Consider the following 11974-nt stretch of genomic DNA (forward strand, 5'->3'; position numbering starts at 1 on the left):
CATTGACTTCTTCCGATTATTGTAGCACAGTTGTCCGGATTTTATTTTTCTCACCTGATACCGCGTATCACCTTGGTCATGTTAACATAGAATGGCTTGGAAAAACATACCTAAAAAACAACGCTACAAGGGGGTATCTATGAATCTGGAACGACGCGTCGCCGCACTTGAGAAGAAAGTCCAAGAGCTGGAACAGCTGCTGCACCATACGTTGGAACGGGACAACGCTGCGAAAGCCGGCCGGCCCGATTGGCCACCGCCGCCGTCAGCTGAACATGCCGCCCAACCCACTTCCGGGCCTCAGCTGCCGTCTCTGCCTGACCAACAACTTAACGCACCTCAGCACTCATCTCAGCCTGAACAACCACTCACCGGCTCACAGCTCCCGCCTTCGCCCGATCGGCAGCTCCCCGCCCAGAAGGAGCCTGCCCCGCAAGCTCCCCCAACAGACTGGGAGCATCTGATCGCGCGCGTCTGGCTGCCGCGCATCTTCATCCTCGTCTTCCTGCTCGGCGTGCTGTGGGGCTTCACCGCTGCCGTCAATGCCGGCATCATTACCGAGCCCATCCGGTGCTGGCTCGGAGCTGCCGCAGCCTTCCTGATGTACTGGCAAGGGGAGGTCCAAATCCGCCGCAACCGCGCGGCGCTGGGGCAAGTCCTGCTCGGCGGGGCAAGCGGGGTGCTGATCCTGACGCTGTTTGCCGCGCATATGCTGTTCGAGCTGATCCCGGCCTCCATCGCGTTCTTGCTATACGTGATCTCTCTCGCAATCAGCGTATACACAGCGATCCGCCATCGCTCGCAGGCGCTCATGATTATCACGCTGCTAGCCGGCTATCTCGTTCCCTTCCTCATCGAGACCGAGCAGCCGAACATGTGGACCTTCGCGGGCTATGAAGGCCTCTTCTCCATGGCGATGCTGCTGCTATCGCTGCGCTATTCGTTCCGCGGCGCTTATTTCACCGCATTCGGCGTGCTTCATCTGCCGCTGCTCATTGCAACGATTGCCGGCCATGAGGATAGCGATCGGCCCGCGCTGCTGGCTGTTGTGATTGTTCAGCACTTGCTCCTCTTCGCCGTTTCGCTGCTGCGCTCACAAGACAGCCGGATCGGACAGCGAATCGCCTTGTTCCTCAGCTTCGGCCTGCTCGCAGCATGGAGCTACGGTCTGTATGGCGCTTCAGGTGTCGATCGGCTCTTCTACGAGTCGATGCTGGCGTTGTGGTCGATCTTATATATCGGCACATCCATCTGGCTGTATAGGAACAAGCGCAATATGTCCACCCATCTCGCTATCGCAACGTTCGGCGTTTTCCTGTGGCTGATCTATGTGCTGCGGGCCGATCAAGCGGGAGCGGCGCTGCTCGTCGAAGGCAGCCTGGCGCTTGTGCTGGGGACCCGCTTCCGGAGCCGGCTGCAGCAAGTTAGCGGCGCACTGACTTATTTCATCGGGATGCTCATCGTATTCGATCATGGGATCGATCGCATCCTATCCAGCGAGACATTCGCCTGGCTTTTGCTTGTAGTGACCATCGGCGGTCTTTATGCGTTTTACCGTAAGCAAGCGAAAGCGGACCTTGTACACCCGCAATTTCCAATGGTTTTACTCTGGTTGGAATTCGTCCTGCTGCTCGTTTACGTCTCCCAATTGACGAATGTCATGACGAAAGGCTTGGACAGCGATTATCAGCATCTGATCCTCTCGGGCGTTTGGGCGGTCTACGCCGTACTGCTCATCATCGCAGGGCAGTTCGTCCGTAAAGCCAAGGCGAATTGGGTCGGCATCCTGTTCTTATTCATCACTTTGCTCAAAATCATCTTCATCGATCTGCCAGACGTATCCACAGCCGTTCGCGCGATCCTCTTCATCGGACTTGGCGCGATAGGCGTCGGTATTTCCAGACTGTTTTACAAACGTAAAGAACCGAACGAATAAGGCCCCTCAACCTTAACCTTCAGCACCCGCTTCGTCGCGGTGGCGAAGGTTTTTTTATTAGGTTCAGGGTGACCTGGAATGTGAAATGGTGTAACCGCTAATGAAATTGAAACAACGGAAAGCTCATTTTGAACCCCGTCGCAGCATTTGACGCAACAATAACGTCCATGTTAAAAAAGCCTACGGCATCAGCCGCAAGCCTATCAAGGCACTTGAACGATATAAGGGACAATCAACACTTCGCCCCGGTGCTGAAACTGGCCCCAAATTTTGTAGATGCCGCTCTTGGGAAAGTTAATTTTGAAGGCGGCCACAGGCCCTGACCCCGTCTGGTCGTTCGGATGTACATGCACATAGTCGCTGCCATCGGCGCTGATCGCGACGACATGACCCAAACTTCCCAGATAGGGCTGCAGATCGGTGATGCCCTGCTTCGTCTCAGCATCCTTGATCGTAAAGACCATATCCAGATCCATCCCCGCCATCAGGTGGTCGAAGGCCAGCGTCACTTGCCTGCCTTGCACCACCTTCGCGAGCGAAGTGTCGGGTTTCAGCGAAGGCGGTTTGGTATCCTTGCTCCCTCCGCCGATCGTGACCCAATGCGTTTGCACGGTCTCCCCCATCCCCTGCGGAGTGAAATCGGCAATGAGCTGATAGTAGCCGTTCGCCGGGAACTTCGTTCTGACTTCGAACTGCCCCTTACCGGTATGCTCGGGATGCAGATGCTCGAAGTAAGCAAGATCCCGGCTGACGACGATCACATGCATCAGCTTCTCATGCACGACGTCGAACGCATCAATGGGTTTATTCCATTTATCTTGAATCAGAATCGTGATCGTTGCCTCTTCATTCGGTATGTAGCGGTCGGCCGTTACCGCGAAATGAGCGATCGCATCGCTGCTATGGGCATGCGCGGATCCAGCCCCTGCCATTCCCGCCATCCCCGGCATCTCCATCCCCTCTTGCAGGGAGGACGCCCTTCCGCAACCGCTGAGAAGGATCGTCAGCCCTATGAGCAGGATGGCCAACTGTTTCATTGGTTTCTCCCGGGCCGGAGCGGTGCCGTCATGATGCTAAGCCCCAACGATGCGAGACCGCAGATGAACATGGTGCCCCCCCACAGCTCCGGAGACCAATCCAACGTATGATACAGCTGCAGATCGGCGAAATACAAGCCCCAGATCAACACGGGAAGCAAGAAGAAAACAAGCCGGTATTGCCACGCGTCCGCCTCTTTCCCGCTCAGCATATAGAAGAGCCAATCGCCAACGATACCGCTTATGAGCAAAATGACGATCGAGCCGTAATGGTTGAATCCGTCGAGTCCGGCCATTAAGACGGCTTCAAGAACGAAGAAATAGGTGACCGTGCCCAGCGGCAGCCGCCATCTTCTCATGACGAGCATGACGGGGAGGACGAGCAGCAGAGTCGTCACCAGGAAATCGACCACGGCTCTCGCGACGGCATCCTCTTCCCTGGCCATCCACAGGTTTTGCCGGAAAGACCAAGCATACATAAGGAAGAAGGCCAAGACCGCGAACGTTAAGGCAATCGAGGTCAGCGCCGGCAGCAGCCTGCGAAATGTCGGAGACGTCTCCTCCATACTGCTCATGGCGCGGTACGGACTGGTCAGAATCATCAGCGCGCCGGTCAATAGGACGAGATGCGAAGGGCTGAGGAGCGCCTCGATGTTTTTCTCAATGCCGAAAATCGTGTGCCAGAACATATCGCCAAGACCGCCGATAAGAAAAATGATAACGCCCGCAATCCCGAGCTTATATCCGGCCGGTATCGCCTCCGCCCATGTGAGATGCCGGTTTGCCGCTTTGTTCCGGTACGTGATGCTGAGTATCCACACCGCACAAGCCAAATATCCCGAATACAGAATGGCATGCCAAGGCGTAAAGAACGTTTCGACCGCTCCATGATTATGAGCGAAGCCATCGATAAACAGACCTGTAATGAGCCACACGCCCATCAGCATCGTGACGGCATGCTTCATGACGCTCATACTTCGAGCGGCCTGCGCTCTTTCCAGTTGAACGGACAACAGGATCATCCCCTCGCATTTGTCATTATCACTGTACTATCATACACAGCTACTCACTTGCTGAGACCCAGACGACACCCTTTTTCTCCAACTCGGATTCCCACTCTTTCGGTGCGGGAACATCGCTCACGATCATATCCAGCTCTCCGAGATCGGCAATTTTGTAGAATTGCACAAGTCCGAATTTGGAGTGGTCGCAGAGCGCAATGCTTTGCTTGGCATATTTCATGAACTGCTGGGTCATTTGACCTTTGCCCACCTCGAAACCTGTAATGCCTTTGCCCAGCATCATGCCGTCCACGGAGAGGAACGCCTTGTCCGCATGAAAGTTCTCCACCATTTTCTCCGCCAGCGTACCGGATACCCGGGAATGCATCGCATTCACTTGCCCCCCCAGCAAATAAATATCGCCCGAGAACAAGCCTTTGTTTTTGTAATCGATCAACAAGATGAGTGCCGGGATGGAGATGGTGAGCACCGTAATATTTTTCTTATTCAGCAAATAATCGATGATATGCAGTGTTGTCGTGCCGTCGTCAATGAAGAGAACGTCATTGTCTTCCACAATCGTTGCCGCCGCCCGGCCGATTCTGCGCTTCTCGTCCGCATGCAGCACCTCCCTCTTCAGATGGGATGGCTCGTCCCGGGACAGATTGATTTTGACGGCGCCGCCGTAGACCCGTTTCAGCTTCTTCTCCTCTTCCAGCTCCTCCAAATACCGGCGTATCGTTTCCGATGAAACATTCAAACGCTCCACCAGATCGTTCGTTGTTACTTTCCCCTCCAGATTCAACTGGTTGAGGATATAATCCTTCCGTTCTTCACCGACTAATGACATGGGGCAAATCCTCCAGTTATAAGCATTCTACAGCCATTATAGGGTTTTACTTGGCCGTTTGCCAAGGAGCCGTTCCTTTTTTTACCCGTTTCAAAATAAGTTCATACCCGAGACGAACGACGATGTTCGTCACGACGATCAATGTCGACATGGCAGCGGCGGCCGCGACGTCTCCGGCATCCTCCATATTCACCAAAGCGACAGCCGCCAAATTCATATCGGCCGACCGGAGAAATACGACCGCGGAAACCGTGACCATGGCATTGACGAAAAAGTACATCGCCATTTCGATAATGGCAGGCATGGACATCGGGACCGTTACCCGCAGAAAGGTTCGGTACAACGGCACGCGCATCGACTCCGAGACAAGTTCGAAATCCTTGTCCAGCTTCTTCAGCGCCGTCGTGGCCGTAATGAACGGGACCGCATAATAATGCGTGATGTTCGCAAGTACGATAATCGCCATCGTCCCGTACATCCAATGAAGCGGATTGCCCGGCTCATTGAAGAAAAAAATGTACGCAAGGCCAATGACCATCCCCGGGAGCGCAAGCGGCAGGATGGACAGGAAATAACCGAATTGCCGGAGGAGCTTCAAGGATCTCATTTTCTCGATGATATAGGCAAAAACAAATGTCATCACCGTACCGGCAACCGCCGTAACGAACGCAACCCGGATGGAATTCCAGAACGGCTCGAGCCCCGACCCCGCAACACTTGAGAAATTATAATGCTTGAATCCGAGTGTTAAATGATATGGCCACACGTTCACTAATGAAGCAAAAACAATCGTAGCCAGCGGGACCAAGATTCCGACGGATACCAGCAGGCAGAACACGCTGTAGAACCGGTCCCTGTCGCGTCCCTCCGGTATGCGGTATGGCGTGGATTTGGAAGAAAGCATCGCCCGCTGCTTGCTTGCGACAATCCGGTCGACGATGAATGCGATGACCGCCGGAACGGTCAGCAGGATGCCCACCGTCGCGCCCATCGATAAATTTTGTTGGCCGATCACTTGTTTATAAATATCCGTAGCGAGAACGTTAAATTTCCCCCCGATTGCCTGAGGCGCCCCGAAATCTGTGAAACTGGCCGTGAAACAGACGAAAATAGCGCTAATGAGACCATATTTAACGGACGGTATCGTGACCGTAACGAATGTTTTCCATTTCTTCGCGCCAAGCGACTCCGCAGCTTCATACAGCCGTTGATCGGTCATCGACAAAGCGGTTATAAAAATTAAAAAGGCTTGTGGAAATAAATAAATCACTTCCGAGATGATAATGCCGACAGGTCCGTAGATGGGAACACGCACCCCCGGCAGAAGTCCGAAGAAACCGTGCGTAACCATCCCTTGATTGCCGAATAAATACGTCAGGGCGATGCCGTGCATCATCGTAGGCTCGAAGAGCGGCAGCAGCGCTACATAGCGCAAGTAGCTTTTGCCGCGAATGCCCGTACGGCTAACGCCGTATGCGTACAGAAATGCTAACGATACGGCAAGCACCGTAGATAACGCCGAGATCCATACCGTATTCGTTAACGATTGCAGCAAGGAAGGTGTAGAAAAATAGGTGATGAAATTGGCGATACCGGTATATTCCCCATGTTTGTTCAGCAGCGCTTTACTGAATAAGAGCAGCAGCGGAATAAGCGTGCTGACCAGGAGGGTCGCGACGAGCAGCAGGATCAAGCCGTTCTGCAGCGTGAACAAGGCTCCGAAGCGGCGGCGGATCGGCGGATTCATGCTAATGGCTGCCTTACTCATCGGACACCCGCCAGCGCTTCCGCCGGGAAGCCGATCAATTTATCCTGCGGGAATTCAACGTCAACTTCCCCATTCCTTGTAAGGCGAAGCTCGTGTACAGCTTGCGGAGACACATCGACCGTCAGCAGCTCGCGATGCGTCCCTGAGCCGCCTGCCGGCTGCAGCAGCAGTCTGTAGAAGGCGCCCCGAAATTCACTGTGTTTCACCGTACAGCGCAACCCGCGGCTGGAACCCGGAGCCGTGAGGCGAATATGCTCAGGGCGAATCGCACCGGCGTCGAGGAAATTAATCGATCCGATAAAATCGGCGACGAACGGGCAATTCGGTTCGCTGTAGACCTGTTCGGGCGTTCCCATCTGCACGACTTCCGCATTGCTCATCACGACGATCCGGTCGGCCATCGTCAACGCCTCTTCCTGATCGTGCGTGACCATCACCGTCGTGATGCCCAGCTGATCCTGCAATTGGCATATTTGCTCGCGTATTTTGACGCGCACTTTGGCATCCAGCGCAGAGAGCGGCTCGTCGAGCAGCAGGAAATCAGGCGAAAGCACGATGGCTCGAGCCAGCGCCACGCGCTGCTGTTGACCTCCCGACAGCTGCGCCGGGTAGCGGTCATGCAGATGCAGCAGGTCGACCAACGAGAGCACTTCGCGGACCTTCTCGCCGATCTCCTTCTTCGGAATTTTTTTGCCCTGCAGGCCATAGGCGACATTCTCATAAGCGGTGAGATTCGGAAACAGCGCATAAGACTGGAACACCATACCGAAATTTCTTCGGGCCGGAGGCAGATCGGTGATGTCCTTACCGCCGACCACGATGCGCCCCTGCGACGGCTTCTCCAGTCCGGCAATGATCCGAAGCAGCGTCGTTTTGCCGCATCCGCTTGGTCCGAGCAGGCAGATAAATTCATTTTTGTGAATATCAATGTGAATGTCTTTCAAAGCGCTGAAAGATCCGAATGTTTTATGTATCCCTTGAATGGATAAGTACGCCTGCAGCATGATCAAGCAGCCTCCTTCGTCTTAATAGCTCTAGTATAAGCTTGATTTGTTATCGAATTATTAATGGAAAAAGACTGCTGCAAATCAAGGTTCGCAGTCAGCCTTTTCCTTGGACCGGGCTTATTTCTTCGGTTCGCTCTTGCCGTTATAACGCTTGTCCCATTCGGCCAAAATAGAGTCGCGCTTCTTGGCAGCGTCGTTCAGATCGTTCTTGATCAGCTGTTTGACCGGATCGACCGTATAGCCTTCGGGAATTTGAGCTGCATCGGTTTTGATCGCCAGAATCGCATAGTTTTTGTTATATTCCTTCATCACATCGTCGGTTATCGCCCAATCCAGGAAGTCTTTGGCCACTTGCTTCACGACCGGCTTCTTCATCAGCGCATTGGCTTCTACATCCCAACCCGAGCCTTCTTTCGGGAAGACGACCTCCACCGGCGAGCCGTTCTTCTTCTCTTGAATTCCGCGGTACCCGAACGAGATACCGATCGGGTATTCGCCCGTGCCCGCCAATTTCGCCGGCTTCGAACCGGAGTGAACGTACATCGCTATGTTGTCATGCAGCTTGTTCATATAATCCCAAGCGGCATCATAGCCTTTCAATTGAACCAAGCCGGAAACCGTCAAGAAACCGGTGCCTGAGGAAGACGGATTCGGCATTGTGATCAGCCCTTTGTACTCCGGCTTCACCAAATCCTCATAGGAGGCAGGAATCGGCAGCTTCCGCTTCTCCATCTCCACTTTGTTCACGATAAATGCCGTCTCCCAGGCGTCGATACCGACCCAGTGAGGTACCGGATTCTTGTCCTTGAAGTCGGGGAGAATGCGATCCACACCTTTGGGTGCGTAAGGAGCCAGCATGCTGTTCTGGTCCAATACCAGCAAGCTGGTTGCTGCCAAGCCCCATACGACGTCCGCCTGCGGGTTCTCCTTCTCGGCGAGCAGCTTCGCTGTCACGATTCCCGTCGAGTCACGCACGATATTCACTTTCACATCCGGATACTTGGCTTTGAAAGTCGTGAGGTACGTCTTGATCTGATCGTCCTCCAACGCCGTATATACGGTCAAATCTTTGCTTTTCGCGTCCACTCCAGCTTCTGCGCTTGCTGCCGGCGCCGGTGCTGCGCTCGTCCGTGCTCCGTCTGTGCTTGCCGCTTTACCGCCGCAAGCGCCTAACATGATTGCGACTGTCAATAACAGCGCTGCGCTTCCTAGTGATCTCTTCATCGTCTTTACTCCCGCCTTTGTTTGGTTTCTATCGGTTGGTTCTTTTCAACCTGATAAGGTTAGTATAAAGAAGATTTGTAAAATCAGCATTAAACACATGTAAAATATATGTTTTTAGTAATTTTTAGTTTGTTTTACGTTGTTTTCGGTGTTAATCTATCCAGAACAGCTGTTTTTCTATGCCTTCCAGCAAGCGTTCGATATCTGCAGGATAAACATCGCCGATGTTGCCGATTCGGAACGTAGCGGAAGCTGTTATTTTGCCTGGATAAATAACGAACCCTTCCTGTTTCATGCGCGAGTAAAACGCATCGAACGAAAACACAGGCGAATCCGGATACAAGAAGGAAGTGATGATCGGCGATTGCAGCTCGGCAGGCAGCAGAGGCTGCAAGCCCAAGCGCTCCATACCGGCCACAAGCAGCTGCTGGTTGCGGCTGTACCTCGCGAATCTGTGCGCGACGCCTCCTTCTTCCTCCAGCTCCTGAAGCGCTTGATCGAAGGCTCGGACCGTATGCGTCGGTGACGTATAACGCCATTTGCCGTTACCGTTCTCCATCGTCTCCCACTGATCGTACAGATCGAGGGACAAGGAGCGCGCTTGGCCTTTGCATGCCTTTATAGCTTCTCTGCGCGCTATGATGAACCCGAATCCGGGTACGCCTTGAATGCATTTGTTCGCGCTGCTGATTAAATAATCAATACCGAGTGCGTCCACATCGATCGGAATGCCGCCGAATGAACTCATGGCGTCGACGATCAACGTTTTGCCGTACCGCTTGGCAATACGAGCGACGTCCGCGACAGGATTTACCATCCCCGTGGTCGTTTCCACATGAACGACCGCTACGTGCGTGATGGAGCTGTCGATCCTCAGCACTTCCTCCAGCTGCCCCACATTCACGGGTTTCGTTTCCCCGCTGTCCAGCACGATGGAGTAGATGTCCAGAACATCAGCCATCTGTGCGATCCTTGTGCCGTAAGCACCGTTCGTTAGTACAAGCAGCTTGCCTTTCTTGGGAATGACGGAGCCGATGACCGATTCCACGCAGAACGTCCCGCTGCCTTGCATCAGGACCGCCGTATAGTCGTCCGGCTTGCTGGAAGCCATCGCGACCAGCCGGCTGCGAATGGACTGCACAAGTTCGTTGTAATCCCGATCCCACGTGCACCAGTCGCGCAGCATCGCCGACTTCACCTTTTTACTTGTCGATAACGGACCTGGCGTTAGCAGCAGGTAGGGGTTATCCGGCATTTGATTCACATTCGTTCCTGTCGTCATGGACGTTCGCCTCCCAGAAGTCTTTGGTTAATTGCAGGGATGAGCTGATCGAGCTCGCCAATAGACGCAATCACGTAGTGAGCGCCTTCTTCGCGGAACTTCGCTGCGACCGCCTCCATACGCGCCTTCAGCACGTCCGGTGCGCATGCTTCTACTTCCGCTTCGCTCATACCCAGCTCGCTGCTGCCTAGAATAACGCCGACGGTCCATACGCCTGCATGGACGCCTTCTCTCATATCGCTCACCGTATCTCCGACCTTCATCAAGCTATGCATCGGGTAGACGTTCAACGCTTCCGCATTCCTGTAGATCATCCAAGGATACGGGCGTCCGGCCGGCACTTCGCTAGGCGTGACAAGATGGTCCGGCGCATAGCCGCGTTTGTTCGCTTCAGCGCTGACGATCGCCATCATCTCCGCCGTATAACCCGTCGTGGAGCCGATGCGAATGCCGCTTTGGCGCAGTCTCCCGACAAGCTCCACAGCACCGGGTACCGGTTCGGCATATTGATGCACGACAGCCAGCATCTTCGGTTCAAAATCGGCATAAAGTTCATCGATGTCCGATGTCTGCGGAAGCCTGCCATAACGTTCCTCCCATAAGCCGGCTACTCTTGGCATATTTAAAATAGCAGCGATATGATCCCGTTTGAGCAACCCCATCGGCTCTCTGGCTTCTTCCAGCGTTATCTCTATTCCTTGCTTTCGGAAGACTTCCATAAACACATGCAGGGGAGCAAAGCACCCGTAGTCCACCATCGTTCCCGCCCAATCCAAAACAACTGCTCGTATCATCGACATTTCCTCCTGTTTGACTGAATCGATTGTTACCTCTATTAACTCAACCCAACTTGGATTTGGTTGCGTCTATATGTATATCATACTAGGGTTTTGTAAACTACGCGTTAAAACCATGTAAAATTTGTGTTTTTAATTTGATTTGGTTTGTTTATTCATTAAAATAAACAAACAGCGAATGAACGTTATGCATTTTCTTGTTGACTTCCTTGTCATTCTGTTGGAAATTAAGTGTGTACATAGAGGAGGAATGATGGAGATGGAGCAGGTCCAAGCGGTAATTTTCGATTTAGACAACACGCTTTTGTGGGATGAGAAGAGCATTCAAGAAGCGTTCGAGGACGTCTGCGGGAGGGCGGCCGAATCAACGGGCGTCGATCCTGCTGCTTTAGAGCATGAGGTTCGGGCGGCATCGGAGCGCCTGTTTCGGCAGCTGCCTTGTTACGATTACGCGAAGATGATTGAACTTACGAATTTGGAAACGCTATGGGGGCGCTTCGACTCCGGCGGACACCCGGCGCTTCTGGAGCTCCGGCAGCTCGCCCCCCTTTATCAGAATCAGGCTTGGACCGAAGGTCTGCTGAAGCTGGGCATAGACGATCCCGCGTTAGGGAAGATGCTGGCCGCACGCTTCGCGGTGCAGCGGCGGGAGCGCCCGCTGGTATATGAGGATACATTCGAGGTGCTGCAGGCTTTGCGCCCTCGCTACCGACTGCTGCTGCTCACGAACGGCGCGCCGGATCTGCAGCAGGAGAAGGTCGATAGTATCCCCGGGTTGGCGGGCTACTTCGACCACGTCGTTATATCCGGCACATTTGGCCGTGGGAAGCCGGATCCCGCTATTTTCGAGCATGCCCTGGAGCTGCTCGGTCTCTCCGCCGAGGAGGCAGTCATGGTCGGAGATAATTTGGATACCGACATCAGCGGGGCCTTGGCGGCCGGTATCCGGAGCGTCTGGATCAATCATCATCAGCGGATGGCGCCTGAGCATAAACGGCCCGCTTACGAAATCCGCAAGCTGAAGGAGCTCCTAGACCTTTTGCACAAGTAAGCGGAGCCGCATGAGAAAAGG

General features: G+C 53.8%; 10 protein-coding genes. 2 read left to right on the forward strand and 8 right to left on the reverse strand.

The genetic code is table 11. The features are described from left to right. Positions 1-139: 139 nt before the first annotated feature. A complete protein-coding gene (locus tag J2X61_RS04295; RefSeq protein ID WP_310186134.1) occupies positions 140-1936 on the forward strand; it encodes a DUF2339 domain-containing protein in 1797 nt (598 codons plus the stop codon). 203 nt (positions 1937-2139) lie between these two features. Here J2X61_RS04295 and J2X61_RS04300 read toward each other — a convergent pair whose 3' ends face one another. From J2X61_RS04300 to phnX, 8 genes are all read right to left on the reverse strand, one after another. Then, on the reverse strand, positions 2140-2973 hold the full coding sequence (locus J2X61_RS04300) for a hypothetical protein (protein WP_274466158.1): 834 nt from the start codon (positions 2971-2973) through the stop codon (positions 2140-2142). Continuing rightward, a complete protein-coding gene (locus J2X61_RS04305) occupies positions 2970-3986 on the reverse strand; it encodes a hypothetical protein (RefSeq protein WP_274466159.1) in 1017 nt (338 codons plus the stop codon). The genes J2X61_RS04300 and J2X61_RS04305 overlap by 4 nt, the downstream gene beginning before the upstream one ends. Positions 3987-4035: 49 nt before the next feature. After that, positions 4036-4824 (reverse strand): DeoR/GlpR family DNA-binding transcription regulator, encoded by a 789-nt coding sequence (locus J2X61_RS04310; protein ID WP_274466160.1) that lies wholly within the window; start codon positions 4822-4824, stop codon positions 4036-4038. Positions 4825-4870: 46 nt separating this feature from the next. Beyond that, positions 4871-6592: a putative 2-aminoethylphosphonate ABC transporter permease subunit gene (locus J2X61_RS04315; RefSeq protein WP_310186137.1), complete on the reverse strand. Its 1722-nt coding sequence runs from the start codon at positions 6590-6592 to the stop codon at positions 4871-4873. Further along, the gene (locus J2X61_RS04320; protein ID WP_274467436.1) at positions 6589-7593 is read right to left on the reverse strand and encodes an ABC transporter ATP-binding protein; all 1005 of its coding nucleotides are present in this window, start codon (positions 7591-7593) and stop codon (positions 6589-6591) included. The genes J2X61_RS04315 and J2X61_RS04320 overlap by 4 nt, the downstream gene beginning before the upstream one ends. Positions 7594-7716: 123 nt before the next feature. Then, positions 7717-8823 (reverse strand): putative 2-aminoethylphosphonate ABC transporter substrate-binding protein, encoded by a 1107-nt coding sequence (locus tag J2X61_RS04325; protein ID WP_310186139.1) that lies wholly within the window; start codon positions 8821-8823, stop codon positions 7717-7719. Between the two features lie 151 nt (positions 8824-8974). Beyond that, positions 8975-10078 (reverse strand): 2-aminoethylphosphonate--pyruvate transaminase, encoded by a 1104-nt coding sequence (gene phnW, locus J2X61_RS04330; RefSeq protein ID WP_274467437.1) that lies wholly within the window; start codon positions 10076-10078, stop codon positions 8975-8977. A 23-nt stretch (positions 10079-10101) separates the two neighbouring features. Further along, positions 10102-10899, reverse strand: coding sequence for a phosphonoacetaldehyde hydrolase (gene phnX / locus J2X61_RS04335; protein ID WP_310186142.1), 798 nt, complete (start codon positions 10897-10899; stop codon positions 10102-10104). Positions 10900-11161: 262 nt separating this feature from the next. On the opposite strand from phnX, the gene J2X61_RS04340 reads away from it, so the two are divergent. Beyond that, positions 11162-11953, forward strand: coding sequence for an HAD family hydrolase (locus J2X61_RS04340; RefSeq protein ID WP_274466165.1), 792 nt, complete (start codon positions 11162-11164; stop codon positions 11951-11953). Positions 11954-11974 lie beyond the last annotated feature (21 nt).

Origin of the sequence: Bacillus sp. 3255, assembly GCF_031456485.1 — a bacterium.
In the GTDB taxonomy this organism is placed as follows: Bacteria; Bacillota; Bacilli; order Paenibacillales; family NBRC-103111; genus Paenibacillus_E.

Excerpts from the sequence above, each read along its gene's own strand:
- J2X61_RS04295 (WP_310186134.1), top strand. The coding sequence starts at position 140 with ATGAATCTGGAACGACGCGTCGCCGCACTTGAGAAGAAAGTCCAAGAG.
- J2X61_RS04300 (WP_274466158.1), bottom strand. The coding sequence starts at position 2,973 with ATGAAACAGTTGGCCATCCTGCTCATAGGGCTGACGATCCTTCTCAGC.
- J2X61_RS04310 (WP_274466160.1), bottom strand. The coding sequence starts at position 4,824 with ATGTCATTAGTCGGTGAAGAACGGAAGGATTATATCCTCAACCAGTTG.
- J2X61_RS04315 (WP_310186137.1), bottom strand. The coding sequence starts at position 6,592 with ATGAGTAAGGCAGCCATTAGCATGAATCCGCCGATCCGCCGCCGCTTC.
- J2X61_RS04325 (WP_310186139.1), bottom strand. The coding sequence starts at position 8,823 with ATGAAGAGATCACTAGGAAGCGCAGCGCTGTTATTGACAGTCGCAATC.
- phnW (WP_274467437.1), bottom strand. The coding sequence starts at position 10,078 with ATGCCGGATAACCCCTACCTGCTGCTAACGCCAGGTCCGTTATCGACA.
- phnX (WP_310186142.1), bottom strand. The coding sequence starts at position 10,899 with ATGATACGAGCAGTTGTTTTGGATTGGGCGGGAACGATGGTGGACTAC.
- J2X61_RS04340 (WP_274466165.1), top strand. The coding sequence starts at position 11,162 with ATGGAGCAGGTCCAAGCGGTAATTTTCGATTTAGACAACACGCTTTTG.